26 protein-coding genes are annotated in these 19543 nt (G+C 58.9%); 22 read left to right on the forward strand and 4 right to left on the reverse strand.

What is annotated here, in order from left to right:
• Positions 1 to 6: 6 nt before the first annotated feature.
• From FG94_RS25955 to FG94_RS09315, 10 genes are all read left to right on the forward strand, one after another.
• Complete coding sequence (locus FG94_RS25955; RefSeq protein ID WP_051996375.1) at positions 7 to 1188, forward strand: methyltransferase; 1182 nt, start codon at positions 7 to 9, stop codon at positions 1186 to 1188.
• Positions 1189 to 1211: 23 nt separating this feature from the next.
• Entirely contained in the window at positions 1212 to 1454 is a 243-nt protein-coding gene (locus FG94_RS09280) for a hypothetical protein (protein WP_036210181.1), read from the forward strand.
• A gap of 85 nt (positions 1455 to 1539) precedes the next feature.
• The gene (locus tag FG94_RS27655; RefSeq protein WP_161783960.1) at positions 1540 to 1710 is read left to right on the forward strand and encodes a hypothetical protein; all 171 of its coding nucleotides are present in this window, start codon (positions 1540 to 1542) and stop codon (positions 1708 to 1710) included.
• A gap of 50 nt (positions 1711 to 1760) precedes the next feature.
• Positions 1761 to 2531, forward strand: coding sequence for a hypothetical protein (locus tag FG94_RS09285; protein WP_152570929.1), 771 nt, complete (start codon positions 1761 to 1763; stop codon positions 2529 to 2531).
• Positions 2532 to 2761: 230 nt separating this feature from the next.
• Positions 2762 to 3832, forward strand: a complete 1071-nt coding sequence (locus tag FG94_RS09290; protein WP_036210185.1) for a hypothetical protein — start codon at positions 2762 to 2764, stop codon at positions 3830 to 3832.
• A gap of 51 nt (positions 3833 to 3883) precedes the next feature.
• Complete coding sequence (locus tag FG94_RS09295; RefSeq protein ID WP_036210186.1) at positions 3884 to 4105, forward strand: hypothetical protein; 222 nt, start codon at positions 3884 to 3886, stop codon at positions 4103 to 4105.
• 37 nt (positions 4106 to 4142) lie between these two features.
• Positions 4143 to 4412, forward strand: a complete 270-nt coding sequence (locus FG94_RS09300) for a hypothetical protein (protein WP_036210189.1) — start codon at positions 4143 to 4145, stop codon at positions 4410 to 4412.
• Between the two features lie 27 nt (positions 4413 to 4439).
• Positions 4440 to 5411 (forward strand): hypothetical protein, encoded by a 972-nt coding sequence (locus FG94_RS09305; RefSeq protein WP_036210192.1) that lies wholly within the window; start codon positions 4440 to 4442, stop codon positions 5409 to 5411.
• A gap of 179 nt (positions 5412 to 5590) precedes the next feature.
• Positions 5591 to 6121 (forward strand): hypothetical protein, encoded by a 531-nt coding sequence (locus FG94_RS09310; RefSeq protein WP_152570930.1) that lies wholly within the window; start codon positions 5591 to 5593, stop codon positions 6119 to 6121.
• A 67-nt stretch (positions 6122 to 6188) separates the two neighbouring features.
• Positions 6189 to 6383, forward strand: a complete 195-nt coding sequence (locus FG94_RS09315; RefSeq protein WP_036210198.1) for a hypothetical protein — start codon at positions 6189 to 6191, stop codon at positions 6381 to 6383.
• Positions 6384 to 6470: 87 nt separating this feature from the next.
• On the opposite strand, the gene FG94_RS09320 is transcribed toward FG94_RS09315, so the two are convergent.
• Positions 6471 to 8132, reverse strand: coding sequence for a hypothetical protein (locus FG94_RS09320; RefSeq protein WP_036210200.1), 1662 nt, complete (start codon positions 8130 to 8132; stop codon positions 6471 to 6473).
• A gap of 43 nt (positions 8133 to 8175) precedes the next feature.
• Positions 8176 to 8343, reverse strand: coding sequence for a hypothetical protein (locus FG94_RS27660; protein ID WP_158086273.1), 168 nt, complete (start codon positions 8341 to 8343; stop codon positions 8176 to 8178).
• 332 nt (positions 8344 to 8675) lie between these two features.
• Between FG94_RS27660 and FG94_RS09325 the strand changes: the two genes are divergently transcribed.
• Together FG94_RS09325 and FG94_RS09330 are read left to right on the forward strand one after the other, a co-directional pair.
• The gene (locus FG94_RS09325) at positions 8676 to 9053 is read left to right on the forward strand and encodes a hypothetical protein (RefSeq protein ID WP_036210203.1); all 378 of its coding nucleotides are present in this window, start codon (positions 8676 to 8678) and stop codon (positions 9051 to 9053) included.
• Positions 9050 to 9550, forward strand: coding sequence for a hypothetical protein (locus tag FG94_RS09330; protein ID WP_036210206.1), 501 nt, complete (start codon positions 9050 to 9052; stop codon positions 9548 to 9550). Before FG94_RS09325 ends, FG94_RS09330 begins: the two co-directional genes overlap by 4 nt.
• A gap of 700 nt (positions 9551 to 10250) precedes the next feature.
• Here the strand turns inward: FG94_RS09330 and FG94_RS09340 are convergent.
• Both FG94_RS09340 and FG94_RS25960 read right to left on the reverse strand, forming a co-directional pair.
• A complete protein-coding gene (locus FG94_RS09340) occupies positions 10251 to 11657 on the reverse strand; it encodes an Eco57I restriction-modification methylase domain-containing protein (protein WP_051996376.1) in 1407 nt (468 codons plus the stop codon).
• A 158-nt stretch (positions 11658 to 11815) separates the two neighbouring features.
• Positions 11816 to 13288 carry a competence protein CoiA family protein gene (locus FG94_RS25960; RefSeq protein WP_152570931.1) on the reverse strand — a complete coding sequence of 491 codons (1473 nt, stop codon included), beginning with the start codon at positions 13286 to 13288 and terminating at the stop codon, positions 11816 to 11818.
• A 156-nt stretch (positions 13289 to 13444) separates the two neighbouring features.
• Here FG94_RS25960 and imuA point away from each other — a divergent pair, with 156 nt between their 5' ends.
• From imuA to FG94_RS09380, 10 genes are all read left to right on the forward strand, one after another.
• On the forward strand, positions 13445 to 14146 hold the full coding sequence (imuA, locus tag FG94_RS26575; RefSeq protein ID WP_081925899.1) for a translesion DNA synthesis-associated protein ImuA: 702 nt from the start codon (positions 13445 to 13447) through the stop codon (positions 14144 to 14146).
• Positions 14079 to 15557: a DNA polymerase Y family protein gene (locus tag FG94_RS09350; protein ID WP_036210213.1), complete on the forward strand. Its 1479-nt coding sequence runs from the start codon at positions 14079 to 14081 to the stop codon at positions 15555 to 15557. Before imuA ends, FG94_RS09350 begins: the two co-directional genes overlap by 68 nt.
• A gap of 17 nt (positions 15558 to 15574) precedes the next feature.
• Positions 15575 to 15883, forward strand: a complete 309-nt coding sequence (locus tag FG94_RS27240) for a hypothetical protein (RefSeq protein ID WP_152570932.1) — start codon at positions 15575 to 15577, stop codon at positions 15881 to 15883.
• Positions 15884 to 16013: 130 nt separating this feature from the next.
• Positions 16014 to 16604 (forward strand): hypothetical protein, encoded by a 591-nt coding sequence (locus FG94_RS09355; protein WP_036210216.1) that lies wholly within the window; start codon positions 16014 to 16016, stop codon positions 16602 to 16604.
• 127 nt (positions 16605 to 16731) lie between these two features.
• On the forward strand, positions 16732 to 17046 hold the full coding sequence (locus tag FG94_RS09360) for an H-NS family nucleoid-associated regulatory protein (protein ID WP_229445897.1): 315 nt from the start codon (positions 16732 to 16734) through the stop codon (positions 17044 to 17046).
• A gap of 62 nt (positions 17047 to 17108) precedes the next feature.
• The gene (locus FG94_RS09365; RefSeq protein ID WP_036210219.1) at positions 17109 to 17783 is read left to right on the forward strand and encodes a hypothetical protein; all 675 of its coding nucleotides are present in this window, start codon (positions 17109 to 17111) and stop codon (positions 17781 to 17783) included.
• 12 nt (positions 17784 to 17795) lie between these two features.
• The gene (locus FG94_RS27245) at positions 17796 to 18020 is read left to right on the forward strand and encodes a hypothetical protein (RefSeq protein ID WP_152570933.1); all 225 of its coding nucleotides are present in this window, start codon (positions 17796 to 17798) and stop codon (positions 18018 to 18020) included.
• A 367-nt stretch (positions 18021 to 18387) separates the two neighbouring features.
• Positions 18388 to 18663, forward strand: coding sequence for a hypothetical protein (locus FG94_RS09370; RefSeq protein ID WP_152570934.1), 276 nt, complete (start codon positions 18388 to 18390; stop codon positions 18661 to 18663).
• Between the two features lie 77 nt (positions 18664 to 18740).
• Positions 18741 to 18953: a hypothetical protein gene (locus FG94_RS09375; protein ID WP_036210225.1), complete on the forward strand. Its 213-nt coding sequence runs from the start codon at positions 18741 to 18743 to the stop codon at positions 18951 to 18953.
• A gap of 58 nt (positions 18954 to 19011) precedes the next feature.
• Positions 19012 to 19434 carry a thermonuclease family protein gene (locus FG94_RS09380; protein ID WP_051996379.1) on the forward strand — a complete coding sequence of 141 codons (423 nt, stop codon included), beginning with the start codon at positions 19012 to 19014 and terminating at the stop codon, positions 19432 to 19434.
• Positions 19435 to 19543 lie beyond the last annotated feature (109 nt).

Here is a 19543-nt window from a genome sequence, read left to right on the forward strand (position 1 = left end):
GACACCATGCAATTCAACGAAGCCGAGCTACTGGCCATCCAGTACCCACGCTCGGAGCACTACGGTATTTCGGCCACCTACAGCGCATCGCTCACGATGGGCAACTGCGCACAGATCCACGCCAAGATCGACGCTCTGCGCCGCATCGATGGCACCGTCACCGCAGCAGACGTTAAGTCCGTCTACCTGTCGGAAAATGTCCAACTGGACGTTTGGGCGCACGGCGAAGTCGTGTTCTCCGAGATCGTGGATGAGTTCAACGAGGGTCGGGAGCCCGAGCCGATCGCCGACGTGATCCGCGACAGCCTGACCACCATGACGGTGATCGGTAACTCCGCGAAGCTGTCGGCCCAGCTCGATCGCGTCGACTATGCCAAGGTCAACAAGATCCTGGAAGCCCTCGGCGGCAAGTGGAACAAGAAAGCCGGCGCGCATGTATTCGCTGACTGCGATCCGGAAGAGGTGATCGCCAACTACCTGGAGACGGGCAAGTTGGATAAGCCTCAGAAATTCGGCTTCTTCCCAACGCCTCAGCCATTGGCCAGAGACCTTGTGAAGCGAGCTGGCCTGCAGCCTGGTCGCACAGTCCTCGAACCAGAGGCCGGTGTCGGCGGAATAGCACTTATCTGCGCAGAGATCGTAGGGAAGGACAACATCGTCTGCTATGAACTGCAGCAGAAGAACTGCGATGTGCTTCGAAGCCTCGGATTCAACGTCACGCAGGCCGACTTCCTCACTGTCGAGCCGACTCAGCTATTCGACTTCATCATCCTGAATCCACCATTCGAAAAGCAGGCAGACATTGACCACGTGAAACACGCCTTCAGGTTCTTGGTTCCCGGGGGCACGATGGCTGCGATCATATCGATCGGCGTCACCTTCCGCACCAACAGCAAGACCACGCAGTTCCGCGCCTTCCTCGATTCGATGGGGGCAAAGATCACGATCAACGACAAGGACGCCTTCAAGGAAAGCGGCACCGCGGCGCAAACCGTGTCGATCGTCTTCCAGAAGCCTCACGATTGGCCCATCGAAGCGCCAGCGCGCATCGAGGTCGCTCAACCCGCCCCAGCCCCTGCGCTCGTGTTGGACGACGATCTGGAAGCCGTAGCGCCAGCCCTGGCCATCGTCGCACGGATCCAGCCGCAACCCAAACCGCAACCTGTGCAAGCATCGTTCGCGTTCTAAAACTTACTTTTCACGAAAAACCCATGACCATCCAAGTCTTCTCGCAGGAGCAGGTGCGCGCCTTACGTACCGCCCGTTTCAGCGAGCGTGCACACGCTGTCCAAACCGGCCTGCCGACTGAGCGCGTACGTATCAAGTTCTTCACCGGCGCCTTCAATGCGTTCTTCCGCCGCAATGAATGCCTGTTCAATGTGTACGCCGGCGACGACGACTCGACACTGATCGGCACCTACTACCAAAACGCGCTGACCGACTTCCTGGAATAGCGCACAACCTTCTCCAAAAAATCACCACGCCGAGCTTTGCACTCGGCGTTTTCAATTGCGACACCCTCGCTCAAGGAAAAACTTAATGAAGATGACTGCATCTCTACGAATCGCCCATGCCGAAGCAGGCGTACGCCGCTGCTTCTCAAACCGCAACGCGGGTTCGTACGCTTTCATGTCGCGCCCCGACGCGGTCCGTCACTGCAAGCTGTGGATCACTGCCCTGCGCGCAGCCCGTGGTCAACACTTCAACTAAAAGGACAAACCATGTGGCCTATTAAAGACCCAACGCAACTCCCGGAAGCCATGCGCAAGACGAACGGCTATCCGTACCTCAGCAATTCCTTCTTCCCCCTGTGGCTCGAAGGGCTTCGGGTCACGCACCAGCTGCTCGACGTTCACGAGGAAAATCACGGCAACGAAGTCTATTACCAGGACAGCTTCGGTGCTGACTATATCGCTGCATTGGAAGATCCGCAGTTTGGCACGAGCGGCATTGTGTTCGACGGCGTGACCGATCCAGAAATGACGCACCTGCATCGCAACGACCAGCCAGCTTGGCAGGCGTTCAAAGCCGCCAAGGAAGGCCTCAAAACCGCTCCACGCGGCACTATCGCGCTGTTGAACGATCAGGGCCGCTGGCACATCGCCATCCACGCTGGCGACGCCTACATCAGCGACTGCAGGACGATGCGCAGTTCCGGGCCAAAACCGACTGTGCGGGAGATTCAGGAATGTCTGCTCTCGTACGAAGGCTACCTTGCGCGTTGCCACGCAAAGCGCGAGCGAACGATTCTCCGCAACTTTGCTCGCCTTCGTGATCTGAACCTGCAACCTGGTCAGATCCTCCGCGATGTCGAACTGCTCCACAGAGGAAAACATCGCAAGATGACCTTCAAGATCAGTGCGATCTCGGACGGTGGTTACCTGTCGCTCACTGACGGCACGCTCCGCGGCACCGGTGAGCGCTTCAACGCAACCATCCCCGCCTGCGATGTCAGCAAAGACCAGATGCAAACGCCTGTACCGAAAAAAGTAGCAGCCCCGGTCGACCTCGATACGGCGCCGCTGTTCTAAGTACCCATCCCGGTCCCTGCATCTGCAGGGCCGGGCAGGGCGCACCTCTCCGATGGCGCTTCCCAACGCCGCACGCTGTTCCTCCAACCTTCTGGATTGGATGAGCACGACGCTCAAGCCTTTTACCCGCCGACTATCGGCAACGCAATGCGCGCTCCATGCGAGCCGCAACTTAAATCTCACCTACAAGTTCCGGCTCACGCCGGTGCATATCATCCTGGAGTAAAACCATGGGCGCAACCGTTGTAACCAGCAAGACCGTCGCTGCTTTCCGCAACCCGAAAAACGGAGACGTCATCTACGTGCTGTTCGAGCAGTCCTACGAAAAAAACTGCTACCCGCACACCCCCTCGTGGGATTGCCGCGCGATCGGCACCTTCGAACAAGTCTTCCGTCGCGTCTTCATGTCGGGCTCATCCTGCGAAGGTGGAAGCCTGCAGGTCCGCGGCGGAAACACGAAACCGGAAACGTACATCAAGGGCTGGCGTATCTGTTTCAGCGAGCCTTTCCAGATGGACGACCTGGAGATCGAATTGAAGCTGGGCGGTACATCGATGTACGACACGATCCCGGATAGCCACGTCGAAATGGCGCTGGCGATGCTGGAGCGGATCGGACGCACCGATATCGCCGAGGCCTTGAAGGTCGGCCCGGTAAAGGTGAGCCTCCACAGTGACATCGACGTCATCATCGGCCTGTACGGCGTTGATACGAACCTGCCAGTCTGGAAGGTGATCAGCGGCCTCCGTGGTCTCGGTTCTGCAGATGCTACGCTGGCGCCACCAGTCCAGAAGCGAGACATTGCCACGCCTTCGGTGGTGGCATATGCCCTCGACAAGGAGAACGTCATCGTCAGCCTCGGCGGCGGCCCGCTCAAACACATGGGCTGGCGCTATAACGCAGTCGGGCAATACATCCTCGATGTCGCGCTTCCGATCGAACTTCAGTCGAGCTTCAGCGCCTACAAACTCATTCGCGAGTTCCGCGATGTCTGCGAAGCAGCTCCCCAACTCCCCGACAGCACGGTAGTCACCGTGACGCCGGCGAAGGCGGAACACAGCTACTACGTTGAGAACGCAAAGAAGCTGGCGGTGAAGCTCGGTCTCTACACATCGGTCGACGATGTGCCTGAGACGTACGAGACGACCGTTGGCCTCGTACGCGAAATGAAAGAGGACTATCTGCTCTCGACCCTCCAAGAAGGACAGGCCTCATGGGCGCTTGCGCCAACTGCCGATGTGGAAGTCCCTCATGGACTTGCCGCACCGGCTGGCCAGGCGCTCCAACAAAGCCTTTTCTAATCCTGCAAACCCGGACGCGCAGATCGCTGCGCGCTCCCTCCCATAAAACCCATGTCCCACACCCTCAACTTCAACTTCGACACCGGCACGTTCTTCGCAGCCCACACCACCACTGGCGGCATCCGCGTCGGCATGAATAGCGTCTGCGCCATTGAGTTCCCGAAAGGGCACGCGATGTTCGCAGAAGCTGACGAGCTGACGCCGGACACCGTCGAGGCGTTCATCGACGCCCAGGTGGAAGCCGGCCGCATCGATATCCGCGTCTTCGCATAAACAAGCACGCACCTTTCGGGGTGCGTTCAACGAACCCATGGAAAAAATCATCAGCGGCCAGAAGTATCGCGTCATCGGCAGTAGCGACTATCCGGTCTGCGACTGCTGCGGCAAAACCAACTTGACGCGTGCGGTTGGCCTGGAAAGCGAAGATGGCGAGGCGATCAACGTCGGCGTCATCTGCGCATCGAAACTGCTGCGCCAGCCTTACATGGGCAAGACCTATCCGGTATCCCCGGAAGCGGTTTTGTCCATCGGCCGGCGCGTCACGCGAGAGCGCGTCACCAGCTATCTCCACGCGCGCTAACTACAACTAGACACCCTAGAAAACCACATGTACAACGAAGCACTCAATGAACTGCCTACTGGGCAGAAAAATGCACACCTCGACGACGACTTCGTGATGCGGGTGGGGATCCCACACAGCAGCGGCCGTCTGGCCGCTCACGCCTTCAACGAAGACTTCAAGTGCATGGTCTCTGCCTCAGCCTTCTGGAACCGGTCCAAGCGCGAATTTCACATGCCAGAGGCAACCGACCTGAGCGAAGTTGACTTCGCCCTGGACTCCGCGGGTTACACCGGCATCCTAAACTTCCGACGCAACGGCCGCCAGGAAGGGATCGCTGGTGTCTTTCCGTGGTCGTTCAGCCAGTACATGGAATTCGCTAATCTGTCGGGTTGCAGCTGGTACAGTCAGGCCGATCTGTGTTGTGAAAAAAATATAGCGAATGATCGACAAGCGATCGAATACCACGTTCGCGCCACGGCAACGCTCCTGGAAGGCATGCTGCAAATTTTGTATGCGTGGCAGAACGAACTAGCCAGGACATGCAACTCGACGGTCGTGGCGAACATGCTGCGCCCGCCGGTGCCGGTCCTACAGGGGCGCGTACTGAGCGACTACATGCTCAGCCTCGATCTACTCAACGAGGTCTGGGGCCGGTGGGAAGGATGGCTGGACAAGCCCGCGCTCATCGGGGTTGGAAGTATGTGCCGCCGCGATTTGCACGATCGAGACGAAGGCCTCTACGCGATTGTCGAAGCCCTCGGCCGCAACTTCCCCAAGGGTTCGCGAGCACACCTCTTCGGCGTCAAGCACCAGGCTTTGAACGAGATCCCGAAAATGGGTTTCGTCGCAAGCTCGGATAGCATGGCGTGGGACTTCGGTTCGCGCGTAAAAGCACACAAGGCCGGAGTCTCCAATTCGATGGAGCGCCGCACGAAAGAAATGAGCGAGTGGATGAGCGCTGCAATGGCTCGCATCTCGGCCAGCGCTCGACTGCCAAGCAGTTTCCTCTACAACTAATGCCGGCGGCCCCTGATTTTCAGGGTGCCGGCTTCCTCTCCAGACAAGACGCCAGCTTTTTCGTGCGCCCGCACCGAACAGCTTCACACCGGTTATCCCCGCCGACCTTCGGCATCGAACCGCAAACCTGCAGTCGTCACCCGACGCTGAACGGCTCATGCAACTAACTTGGAGAAGTCATGACCCAAACCGCAACCCCTGCAAAACCGAAGTTCCACCCGACGCCAGCAATGATCGCGGCCGCGGAAGCCTTGTTCATTGCGATCGCATATGAACAGACCGTGCGCCCTATCGTTGAAGGCTACCAGCGCAAGGTTCTCGCTGAACGTCGCTGGGAAGTCGACCCGGTAATGCAGGTAACCGATGGCGTAGTTGAATACGTCACGGACATCAAGTCAGCCTGGCTGATGAGCAACAGCGACCACGCGCTGTATCACCAGCGCTGCAACGAGGAACGCATCGCGGCCCAGATCAGTTCGGCTATCGACGACAGCCGCTCGCAGGACGACTGCTGCCCGCTCCTGGTGGCCGAGGAAGCCGTGCGCCAAGCACGGTTCTGCCTGTGCGACGCCATGGCCGACATCACGAAGATCGACGGCGCTAGGGCGGTTACGCTGGCCGCCGCGCACCAAGACAGGATCGTCGACCTTTCCTTGCGACTGCTGGCGCCGTTCGTCAAGAACCCACTGGCGCTTCTCAAGGCGTCGTAATTGCAGAGCAGGGGCAGTGTAGTAGCTGCCCTCCCAAACCCACCACAACTTCACCTGGAGCATCACTATGCGCGAACTCAGCGAACAAGAAATCGATCTGGTCGCCGGCGGACCAGTGGCAGCAGCACCTCACGCTGCGCCGCTGGCGCTGATCGACCAAGGCAACCTTTTATCCAGCGCCATCACATCGACCACGCCCGGGCTGTTCCCGGCGATCGGCGGCATGTGCCTGACGAACGATCCATTCGCAATCGCCAAGTAACAACGCGACCCAAGCCCTCATTCCGTTGTCTGGATTGGGGGCTTTTTTTGGTCTGCGAGATGGCTGTAATCGAAGTCGAAAGACAGGCTAGGCAAGAGTCGCAAGAAACGCCATCACATTGACCGGCCGCGGCTTTCGGACGAGGGTGAAGTATTCGGTCAGATCGCCAAATGGTATAGGAGCGCGAACTTCACAAACCGCATAGTCGTCCAACCAGTAGATCGCCACCAGGTCGATATAGACGGGAAGCGCACTAAAAAAGTCGTCCATTCCTTCGATCTCTACCAGAGCTTCTGGCAGAGGGACCACTTCATAGTGCACGACGTATGCGGGATCGAACTGTCCCGAGCTAGAGGGACGCAGGTAATGAATATCCGAATCGAAGACGATGTGCTTCACAGCAGTCATGACTTCGTCGTAAGCAGCGACGTCGTCCTCGAGTTCATTTGCCAGCTCAACGAGTCCAGCTGACCGAAGAAGGCCCACGATCTCGTCACACCACTCATCAAGGTCGATGGAATCGTCAAAGTCTTCATCATCGCCCAAGTCGTGGCCGGCGCCGACTGCTTCGCCAACGGCTGCGAGCGATTCGTTGAAGGGATGGTCGGACCCTGCAAAGACCGATCGAACATCGAAGTCGAGCTTGAGGCTTTGAATGTAGCTCACCAGGTTCTCGACAGCGGTCTGCTTCTCCAGCGCCACCATCGGCGGATCCACCCTCGACGTCCAGTTCGAGAATTGGCCAGGCCGCGCATCGAACACGACCGTGCGAACCTTCTTGAATCGGCGACGGAGATCGGCCAGCGCAGGGATCAGACACTTAGCGCCGAGGCCTTTGGTATCGCCCCCGCGCCGCTCCCAGATCCACACGAAGCACAAGTCACTTTTTTCGATCACGTCTGCTGCGTCGTCATGCTGGGTGATGAACGACTTCACCTGGATGACGTCGGCATCCGCCATGGAATCGGAAGCGATCACCAGGTCGCCCAGCCCGCCCACCAGCTCGCCTCCCTCGCGCTCGAACACATAGATCATGCCGCAGGCGGCCGCGTCTGGCTCGCTGGCGCCGGCCATAGTAAGCGTCGCTTCCCATTCGTAGGCAGTAACATCGCATTCGACTTCCTCGTAACGGGAAACCCTGGTCGTCACGGAATAACCGTCGCAATCGATCACCTTGCTCGGCAGCTTTCGGCCCTGGCCGCTACTAGCGTTCGGGCCCCACATCGCGAACTTTCCGGCGATCGGCATCGTGATGAAGAACGACAGAAGTGGGCGGCTGGCGAATTCGACTTCAGCCGATGCGAGAAGGGCCGCTGCAACGAGCCTTAATTGTTCCGGCTGCTCCATTGCGGCCACCCATTCCCGCCAATTTGCAGCGTGGACTTCGCTCAACGCCGCCTCGCCCGACGAACCTCGTGAATGAGCAGCCGCGACCTGCAAGATCAGGCCCAGCGCCACCGGGAAGCAGAAGGTGTCGCGGAACACGGTTGCCACTTCGACCTGATTGCCGTTGATCTGGACTGGCTTGTGCAGAAAGTCTCCGAACGTCGTGGTCAGGTCGGTCAAGTCCGGAAACCGCGCCCGGTCACCCAGGCCGAAATCGCGAAACATGATGTTGCCGGCAGTAAGAAACTCAATGAAGTCGTGCACCGATCCTGGACTTGAGCCATCGAGCCCAAGCTCCCTAAAATCGTCCGCTTTCAGTCGCTCTACAAATGCGTCGCGTACGAGCGAAATGGAGTCGTTCATGGTTTATTTCCTGTCGGTCTACTGCGCGAATTCGGCCTGGCGTTCAGATGCGGTCGTTAGCGATCTGTACGGCGCACTCCCGTGCGCCGAATTCCTGGGCTGCGTAATCATCAACGATATCACGCTCGTCTGCGTTTAAGGTGACCGAGTGGCCCAGATCATCGAGATGACGTTGGACTTCGGTAAAGTAGCTGCTCGATGCGTTGTTCATATTTTCTCCAATTGGACAATAGACCTTCCTCCGCCACGGACTGCGACAGACAGGATATTCCTCGGACAGCGTAACAGGCGTTCTGCACCGCGCAAGCTGACTATGCGAGCGTCGCAACGATAACTGCAAACCGCACTGGCGGCCGCAAAAGTTGCCACTTTGCATGCTACGATACGGCGATAGGGCGCCTTTACTGACATCACGGTCCAGGAACGGTCGCGAGCGTGACCGGGACACCGGAACGTCCAGGCGCGTATATCCTGAACTGCCGTGCTGGCAAGCACGTCGAGCGACGTGTCTTGCGCGTCGCGGCAAACAACTAAGGGGACGAGATGGCATATCTAATCGTGGCCGCGATGATGGCAGCAATCTACCTCGGCTACCCGCCCGTTACGGTAACCGTGGCCGGTGCGGTCGCGATAATCGCTCTCACGTACATGGTATCGCGTCATCCGGCGCTACTTCGCCTGGGTGCATCGTTCGTCGGCTACACGCTCACGCACTTTCTTCTAAAGCAGCTCGACGCCGATGTGCTTGCAGCGGCATCTGACCTCGAGAGGGCGGTGATGAAATTCGGGGCGTCCGACAAGGTGATGATGATGGTGGCCTTCATAGTCATGGTTATCGCTTTTGGGGTCGGCATGTTCGCGACTCGCAAGGAGGACTCGCTGAAAGAATTCGTCAAGAAACATCGCGAGCAGCAGCGATGATCGACCTGGCCAAACGTGAGGAAGTGCGCTCGGCGAGGAATTTGTTGACCGTAGCCGTGCTGGACAAACTGGTACTTGAATGCCTTGGGGTGGTACCGGTGCTATGCATTGTCGGCAAGGCTAGGTCGGGCAAGACCTGGGCCGCCGAGGACTGGTTCGCCATCCGAAAGGACGACAACGACCTCGCGGGGTATCTGGATTGTCAGGGAAGCGGATTTGGCGGGCCGGGTTCACTGAAAGTCGGCGGCGTCTTGCGCGCCCTGCGCAGCGATGACTACCCCAAATTCGCGCTGGATGGCGTTGACATCGTTGTCGTCGATGAGGGGCAGTTCAGGCCGGGGCTGGTGAACAAACTGATCGAAAACACGGCGCCCGAAGCTGGTACAGCCGCACACCGCCTTGTCGTTTTGCTGGTGCAGAACCAGGAGCACGTCGCTCTTTTTGATTTCGGCAAGAAGCAGTTCATGACCTACAACACTGCCGGGGTACCGATTTAAGGGCGAAGCCAGCACTATGGACTCGATACGAAATAAGGGTAATTGCTTTGAAGCAAAGTCAGCATCCAGGATTTGACGGAAGTCGCAACCGCATTAATGACGCCTATTACACGCCCAAAGCCTTTCGGCGCGGGGAGCCAGGCCGAGCGCAAATTTCGAGGCCTTCACAAAAAAGTCGATGGCTGGCCGGAACCGTGATCGCGATCGTGGGCTTCGGTGCCGGATACTACTTTGCGACTCAGCGTCCACTTATCAGCCAGATCGATGAGATCGCTGGCGCTCGGAGTAGCCGACCGGTGAACATGCCTACGACTGGCGTGATAGCCATGCTCCAGACTCCCCCAGGTACAGTAGTTGCGCCTTTAAAATTGAACGGGTCGTCTGATACGGATTGCCTGTTTGAGCTGCGTCCTTTGGAGGGGAGTAGCGCCTCGTTGTTGCGCGCCTTCGTGCGGAGCCGTGAAGTCCTCGAAACCGGCATTCCCTTAGGCAAGTACACAGGCACGATTAAGTGCGGCTCGTCATGGTATGGCCCCGCAGAATTTGGGCCGCACGCATCGCTGGACAGGATCACCGCGCCGCTCGAGTTTACCCGTGCTGCGAATGGACAGCTTCAGGGGATGGTAATCGACCTGACACGCCGGGTCGGTGGGAACCTCCCCACCATCCGTTTCTGATGATCCGCGCTGCCTTGCACTTACTAACGCAGATCGACCGGCATTTTGCGCAGCAGGGTCGTGCACAACGAGTAATAGCCATCTTCTAAGCGCGGCGCATGATCGCGCATCCATTCTGCCGCCACTTCGCTCTGTAGAGCACGCTCGACCAGCTTGAGGCTTGCCGGGCCGCTACTCACGATCGATAGATTATGGTTCAGGGGCAACACGCCGGCCGGGAGCCGCACGGCCTTTGGAGTCTTCGCGATCCTGGGTACCAGCAATGAAGGCTGCGACAGGTCGAAATTATGGAAGCGCTCTGGCGGTGCCCATTTGCCTGACTGCAGGATGCGAAACCCTCTCTTCGACATTCGATGCATCTGGCTTTGCAGATGCTCCACGATCGCATCGCATGGCCGTTCCTTCGGCATGGTCCGGATTGCGAAGCGCCGTGGTACGCCCAAGACGGAGTCCCGGACATCGTCGGTGTCCACTGCCGGCACAAGGAACTGGTGAGGAATTCCGCTGGCGCGCACCTGGTCCTCCGTAAGAGTCCAGATGCCTTGGGCATCAAGCCATGGGGCGATGGTCACTTTCGCTATGGAGTCGAGGGTAGGGTACGCTTCATACTTGGCCGGGTCGATACCAGGGTAGATTGCAGCTTTCGTGATCGGCTGGCCGGTCGCCCCAAGGACGCACAGCACAGGATGGACCCGCGCCGGCGTTCCAGCACGCCGCTGCTTCGGCCTGTAGAAAACCGATTCTGCCTCCAATCGCTCTATGTGCTCGATGGCCAGGCGCGAGCCCAACGCTTCGCGTAGCGCCGCGGCTCCTGCATTGCCAAGCCATCGGTCGCTCACAATGAAGCCCATCTGGCCACCCGGCCGCAGCACCTTCGAGCAGCGGTCCAGAAAGCTGAACATCAGGTCGGGGAATGCGTACTTGGGCACGACCTGGCTGTATTCGTGGCGTAGCAAGGCGGGGACCGAAACCATGCGAAGGTAAGGGGGGTTCCCGATCACGGCGTCCAGGCATGGTGCGCTTGGCCCTTCTGTGAGGAAGTCCTGATTCAAGACGATCTTGCTCGCGATGTCTCGTGCCTGCGCAGCGGATCGGCCAAACGAGATTAGAACGGCCGCCACGCGCGTGCGCGCTTGCGCAGCAGCGACCGGGTGGATCTCCCAGCCTCGGATCAACGTAGGCAGCTTGTCGTCGTCCACGCTGCGGGTGCTGAGCAGCTTGCTCAAGGCGCGGACCAGGAACTGGCCATCGCCGGCGCTGCAGTCGGCCAAGCTCGCATCGCCGTTTGGCCATTTGATTCGCGCGAGCAGCTGGTCGACGGCCGGCTCGGACGTATAGATTGCGGTGGCCGCGTGCAGCTCGTCGATGGCCTGGGCGCGCAGGGCGTCTGCCGAATCGTCAGCGAAGAGGGAATGCGTGGTGTTCTGCATTGGACTGTCTTTTCTGTTTTGAGCCAGACCCACCGGGTAGCCGGATCACAACCGGCTTTAGCTCATCAACAGCTATCCTCGCACCCGAACACCGAAGTGCAAGTTAGTTTTCCACGATAGCCCGCACATCGAGGGCGTCCGAACGCATGCCTTGCAAGCTAAGCGAGCAGCCGCTTTGTGGGAGGCTGCAACGGACAAGAGGCGACGTTGGCGCTGGCGAGAATAGCCAGAAACGTGTTCGGTGAGATTCCGTGCCGCTGGGCCAGGGTGCGCGCCGCGTCATCGGGCTGGCCATTGCTGCTATGCTCTGCGCGCAAGCGCTTAAACAGCTCCATAAGGATGCCGGTAGTGAGGTTGGCGCCGACGAGACCGTCTGCCTCAATCAGGTGTTGAAGCGAGCAAGCCAAGACACGAGGGGCCCAGAACCATCCACCGACCCCGGCGACTTCGGCCTCAAGCCAGGGCGCTACATCGCGGATGACTTGAAAGTACGGCCCGCCTTTGTGGCGCACGAATCCGGACTTCTCGAGGAATTTGAAGTACGTCCAAAGTGCGACCTTCGGGGATGCTTCGAATGCGGGGGTGATGTCGTACCTATTGGCCATCCAAGACAGAATGGTCTCCAGCGAGACATCCCGCCGGCCGTGGGCAAATACCCACTTGCGGAACACGTCCGACTGCCAAACATCACGGGATACTCCAAAGGATGCATGCCCCCGAACGTCGACGTCGACTAGCGCCGGTGTCGGCCCATCAGGCAGCCTGAGCTTTGCCTTCAAATAGGCCCGTTTGGCCTGGTCGTCGGCCGCCCGAAATGCTCGGTTTGCTTGCTGCAGGCGCTGTTCGCTCCTTATCCGCTCCCGCTGGAGTCGATTGCGTCCCATCCGGTCGATCGGCGCCGAGCGCACTTGTGCTGCGTATGTTCGCGCAACCTGGGCGTCATCAGCGGCCTTCTGTCTTTCGGCTGCCTCGAGGATCCGCCGCAGCTTCTCTGCGAGGCTCACCCGTAGTTTGTCCATGCCCGGGTATGAAAGCCAGCGCACCCGTTCCGGAGAAGCCGTGACAGCAATGCGCAGCTGCTCCAGCGACGTGAAAGCATGTACGTCGTCGAGGCAGATTTCGTAGGACATCCATGAACGTGCTTCCAGATCCTGGACTTTGAGAGTGTCCACTGCATGCCGTACAAACACCTCGATCCAGTGCTTTGTTCCCGATTCGCTGGTCCCAACGGCATCGGCTCGCCGATTTTCTTGAGCGGCCTCGAGGTCAACCGCTGTGTATTGCACATGCTGAGCCTTGGCCAGCACCGCGGTGACCGAGCGCTCCCGGCCGAACGCATCGGTTGCCGACAAGGTGACATGAACCGCCGGCAGGCGGATATTTCGCTCTGTTGCAAGAATCTGCTTCGCCATCAGGTGCACAGCAGTTTCGGCGCCCGTGGCGCACGCTCTGCCGTCGTGGGCGAAGTGCCAGACGTTTTGGTCACCCTTTCTCGCCTGCAGAGGTGAGCCGCAGCCAGGGCACACGCAATCGCACGCCCGGCCGGATTGCACCTCAGCAGGGCCGACCATCTGGCCATCCTTGAGGCCGAACGGTACGCGAAGGCTCGGTGTGCTTACGGAAGCATGCATTTTGCGCGGCGCCTGCAGTTGAAATTATCGAAAGTGTACTATGAGGGGGTGGTCTCCCGGACACACTCCCTCCGTTGCGCGCTCGCAACTAAGCGACGCCTTGCCCTATCGGCTCCGTTGTTATACTGTACATTTATACAGTACACTAGCGCGCCCATGCCACACGACAACAAACCTGCTCCGGAGGATCTACACCCCTCCCTTTGGCGAGCTTCCCAGCTTGCCCGCTCGAGCACGCGGGTAGTGGACACCGGCCATCCTGTGCTCGGTCATCAACTTCCTGGTGGAGGGTGGCCAACAGCGTCTATGGTCGAGCTGTTGTGCGCGCAAAATGGAGGCGGTGAGCTTCGATTGCTCGCTCCAGTGCTCGCCGCGGCTGGTCAGCGCCGCGTCTTCATGATCCAGCCGCCACACACGCCGAACGCGCTGGCGCTTGCAGCGATGGGGCTCAACCCCTCGCAGATCGTATGGGTGCAGCCTGAGCGCACTGGCGACGCCCTGTGGGCGGCTGAGCAAACGCTCAAGGCCGCCGGCGCTGCCGTGGTCATGCTTTGGGCGACACACGCCCGTAGCGACAGCCTAAGGCGCCTCAATTTGGCTGCGGCTGAGACCGCTGGCCTTTTCTTTTTATTCCGGCCCTTGGCTGCCGCGCAGGACCCATCACCATCGCCCCTCCGATTGGCCATACGGCCAGCCGCAAACGGCATTTCGGTCGAGTTCCTCAAGCGCAAGGGGCCAGTTAAAGAAGCAGGCATATTTTTGCCGCTATCGCCATTGTTCAATCAACGTCATGCGTCTGTGGATCGGCATTCACCTGCCCCAATTACAGATCGAGGTCTTCGAGCCTTGGTCGAGTGACAGGGTAAGCGTCGTGCTGGAGCACGAAAAGGTTACCTCAATGTCGACCGCCGCACGCGCAGCAGGGGTGAGACCTGGCATGCGCCGCGGCGGCGTTCTCATGCTTGAGCCCGACGCGCGGATCCACGAACGTTCGGCCACGATGGAAGAGGCGGCGCTACTGGCGACAGCGATGGCGCTGCTGCACTACACGCCGCAGGTAGCGCAGGCAGAAGAATCGGTCATTCTCCTGGATGTCGGGGCGTCGCTTACGCTTTTCGGGGGGCCACGCGCCATCTGCAGGCGCGTGCGCGCCGACTTGCGAGCACTCGGGCTCACTGGACGACTTAGCTGCGCACCGACTGCGCGGGGTGCGTGGATGCTGGCCAGGGCGGGCGGAAAGCGAGTCCTTCGGCAGGACACAATGACCCGAAGTCTCGACGCCTTGCCCGCCCTCGTCGTGCCGGCGGCACGCCCATATTCAGGCTGGCTTGAGGGAATCGGATGCCAGACGGTAGCCGAGCTGCGTCGCTTACCGCGGCCCGGACTGCAGCGCCGCTGCGGCAGGCAGCTGCTCGACACCCTCGACAGCGCGTGGGGCACAGCGCCAGAAGTCTTCGAGTGGGTTGAGGCGCCGGAAAAGTTTGAAGCCAAGATCGAACTATTCGATCGGATCGAGAACGCCGAACTGCTGCTGGCCGGCGCTCAACGGCTGATCCTCCAGCTTGTCGGATGGCTCGCGGCGAAGTTGCTTGCAGTCGAGCGCATCACGCTTTTTCTCGAGCATGAAAGAGGTCGGGATCGCAAGCCACCTACGGCCCTGGAGATCGTGCTGGCAGCCCCGGTGTGGGATGGAGATCATATTGTCCGACTCCTGAAAGAACGGCTCGCGAAGACGGAACTGGAAAACTTCGTCATAGGGCTGGCGCTAGAAGCCGTTCAGGTGCGGCCACTGGAGCCGCCGTCCAATGACCTGTTCCCAGAGCCCGGTGGAAGCCAGGAAGACCAGCTGCGCGTCATGGAGCTTCTCGTGAGCCGCCTGGGCGCCGACCGCGTACGGCAATCCAAGCCGGTAGCCGACTATCGTCCCGAAGTGGCAAATGCCTGGGTCTCGGTACAAGACACCGTGCGAGAAGCCGCAATCGCCTCGCAGCTGCCTCCAGCCGTCGATGGCATCCTGCGCCCGACCTGGTTGCTGGCAAAGCCCATCGCCCTGTTGATGCGGAATCACCGTCCCTGGTACAGCTCGCCGCTGCGGATCGTTTCGGGGCCTGAGCGGATTGAAGCAGGGTGGTGGAGCGACGGCGCGTCGCGGGATTACTACGTCGCCCAAGGGGAGGGCGACTCAGCGCTCTATTGGATTTTCAGGGAGCGTATTGGCGGCGCTGCCGATGCCGATCCACGTTATTTCCTACATGGCCTGTTCGGGTAATGGGAGATTCAGTTTCTTTGCTATTCGAAGACGGAGGTCGACCGCTGGCCCGGCATAGGCTCGCGTTCCCCCAGCGCGAATATACGGGCGCGTTCTCCTTCGAAGAAGTGCCGAGCAGCGAATTCAAGCGAACCGTAGCCACAGCGCGGCTTCAGGCCCCGAATGGCGAGGACGTCGTTCCGCCGCTTTATGAGGCCAAGCTTCTTTGGTTCAAGGACGGCGAGGCGCGGATAAGTGGACTGGAGGTTGATTCGATCACGCGCAGAAGAACAGCACAGTGCTGGAATGTAAAGCTGGCCGGATACCCGCTCGGACTAAAACAATAATCTTCCGAAAAAATCCGGGAAATGTCCCACCTCCACTGGCAATCTATAAACCTAAGATGCTATATTCGATACCGTATTGAGGTGCAACAATAACCACCTCGAATTATAACCAACAACGAATGGATCGTTTATGTTCACATCGAGTTCTCAATACCGCCAACTGGGGATGGCAACACTGCTTCTGACACCCCTCGCAATTTTTGCATGGACGGGAGCTTACCGCCTTGTTACTCCCTGGCTCCTACTTATTGCAGTGTACTTCCTATTCAATCCGGCTTTGCTAGTGCCGCCTGGCGTCGTCGCAACGTGGAACGCGAAAACCGGGGTTAAGCTGCTTCTTTTGCTAGCAACTGCCCTGACCTATAGCTTCATGGTCACATGCTATGCGTGGTATGTAGGGAAAGAATCTGGAGTTTTTGACGGCCCCGACGATTGGATGTTTTACATCATCGCGCTTACCTTTCATCCAATGGCCATGCTGGCAATGATTGGGATTGTCACCCGCATATTCATCGAACGAGATGATGCTTTAGGCGAAATATTCTTCACCGGTGTGGCAGCTCTTCTTATTTGGGGAATTAAACACTTTTACCCAGCTTGGATCTTTAGCGAGGCAATCAGTAATTTTGCAGAGAAGGCGAGTCTGCTCGCTACGGGCTTTGGATTATTAAGCGTCGCCGCTTATTTCGTATTCAATCGGTCGCCGCACGGATCACCATGACGGCGTATTCATGAAGTGAGCCAGCGTGGACGTCCGGCAAAAATTCTCCGCGACATCACTATGCTGGTATGCTTCTGGCTATGGCGTTCATATTTAAGAACGTCGGAACATTAAGGATTAGAAATTGATGATTGATCTTAGCAAACTGTCAGTCGCTGAATTGCGCGGTCTTCACTCGCAAATTACCGAACAGATTAACACACGCGAAAAGGACGAGATCGCGAAAGTCCAGCAACAGATCGTGGCCCTGGCCCAAAGCGTTGGCATGACCGTCGAACAGGTCATGGGCTTCAAGGGGACGAAGGACAAGAAGCCGGTGGCCGTGCGCTACCAACACCCGGACGACAGCTCGAAGCAGTGGACTGGCCGCGGCCATCAGCCGAAGTGGGTCAAGGAATTTGTCGAAGGCGGCAGGTCGCTGGAAGAACTGCTGGTACCGTAAGCACCCCTAACCCCGCGCAGCACGAACCCACCACGCGCTGCGCCCACCCAAGGAACAGTGTCATGAGCTCGATCAGCCCCTATGACGAAGCACTGCTAATCATCAAGCAGCACCCTGGAACGAGCGGCGCCGCCGGCCTGGCCAAGCTCGTGCTCTCGCTCTATAACGCGACCTGCGGCTACGCATTCAGGGAATGCGTCGATAGCCTCGATGACCGCCTCACGGCCCTGTCGCTGCGCTTGGTGCAGCACTACGCTGCACATGGCGAAACGGAAGACCTGCAGGCGGCCGGCAAGATCCTCGCGGACGACCTGTACCCGGGCCTGTGGGAGATGGGCGTAGCCATGAGCCAAGCTCGCGAAACCACACGGCGCCGGTGGAAGGAAGAAGAAGCGGCTCGCGAGGCAGCAGAAATCGCGGAAGCAGAAAAAGCCTTCATGTCCGACGCCAAGCGTCGAGCCATCCCGGCTGCTGTAGCCGAGGCAATGATCGAGTTCGAAGATGGCAAGCTCGACTCGTCCTACTACTCCTACGGTGACTGGCGCCGAAAAACCATTTCCCGGGACCAGGTGAGCGCGTCGATCCGCGAGCACGGTACCGGTTTCGTGAATTGGAACCCCGAATCGAGCTGCATGCTTGGTATCATTCTGGAAGGGCGCCTGCACTACGTGTATGCGGACTATGACCTTCGCGAGCAGTATCTCGCGTCCTTGAATCCACCAGTGGACGAGAGCTAGAAAGCCGAAAGCATGCGTGATGTAGCAAAAGATGCCTACGACAAAACAGCAGTAGGAGCAGTCAGCTGGATGCGACCAGATACCGCGGCCGGGGAGACAATCGAGGGCTTCCAGGCCGTGGCGCTGGCTGCCGATGCCATGCAAACCGATGGACTTATCCTGATCCGGGCGGTGCATAAAGAGTCCACTTCTGGCCGGCACCTGGTTGACGCGATTCAGTTCATGAGGATGCGGTAAGCCACCAGCCGCACCCAACAGCAGCGCCAGGCCGTGAAACTTGCAATGTGGAATCATTCGTGTAGAATTCCTCACCGTCGCCCTGCGGCATAGTTGTTCCCCTTCTCCCGTTTCTCAATCACGCATTGAGAAGCCCATCGCTTAAAATTTTCATTCGCCGCACAGCGGTAATGACTGGCCACCTGGCCGGTCGCCTTGAAGACCCTGCACGACCACGCTACCGTGGCCGCCCGTTCAATCGTATCGAGTGCCTATGTTAGGCCGCCGCATCCCGGCAGGCTGCGTAAGGCACGTTCGCCCAACTAACTTTTCTACACCTTCGGGATTGCACCCGAGGGCTGCGATCCCGTTCAACAAAGGATCGCAGATGAAACTTTCAGCATCAAAAATTAAAGAGATGACCGGGTGTAAAACCCGGGCGCTTGGCGAATCGGCCTTGTACTCGCGCCTTGAGACCCAGCACTGGTTCCGAGGCGACCGGGTATACCGCCCGGCCGGATTCGACAGGCGCAAGAACCTCGTCCACTTCACGTCCACCTGGGCTGTTGAAGGCGGCGGGGTAGGGCATAGCCGCGTCGGCATGCCGTTGAAGCTGGCGCTGGAATGCGCCGGCGACCTTGCACAAGCAGTCGTGCTCCATTAACCCGAGGTTCCACAATGACTACACACCTGTCCCCAGCCGTCCGCCTTTCAACCAAGTTGCGTGCTGCGCATCCCGCCATGTCCTTCGATGTTGTGGGCAAGGCCGACACCGCATTCGCTGACGATCCAACCTATAACGAGGAACTGATTGGTGTGTTGACGCAAGACATGCTGATTATCGACCCGTACATTTCCTCCTGCGGCCGTTTCGCAGTTTCGCCGGAAGAGGCGTACGGCATTCCAGCCGAGGTGGCAGCGGCCATCCGAACCCACAACGTCATCGGCGCGTAACTGCGCGGCTGACAACCTAAATCCAATCGGGCGCAGGCGCCCACTCAAGGAGGTTAACTTGAACAAATTGTTTGCGGCCGGCGCACTGGCACTGGCCTTCGTATCAGGCACTGCGCAAGCAGAGCAGCACCGCGTTGTGGCCGTCAGCGATGGCGATACAATCCGGGTGCTGAGCAGCGACAGGCAACAGATTAAATGCAGGTTGCATGGGATCGACGCCCCGGAATCTCATCAGGCATACGGCCAGGTGTCGAAGACGAGCCTGTCCGATATGGTGTTCGGGAAGAACGTGACCGTCGAGATCCTCGATCAAGACCAGTATGGGCGATCTGTCTGCCGCATCATCCTGAACGGCGTCGACGTCAACAAGGTGCAGCTGCAACGAGGCCTCGCATGGCATTACAGCCGATACAGCAAGGACGCATCGTATGCCCAGGCGGAACGCACCGCCAGACAGCGGCGGCCCCCTGTGCCAATATAACTTGAGACACCTACCCGATTAATTTAGAGTACAACGGTAGGTCCCCAACATGCACAGCCGAAAGCATCAAATCAGCAATCCTGTCGAACCCAGCAGTCCAGCCACGCCA

Source organism: Massilia sp. LC238, assembly GCF_000735635.1.
GTDB lineage: Bacteria > Pseudomonadota > Gammaproteobacteria > Burkholderiales > Burkholderiaceae_D > Telluria > Telluria varians.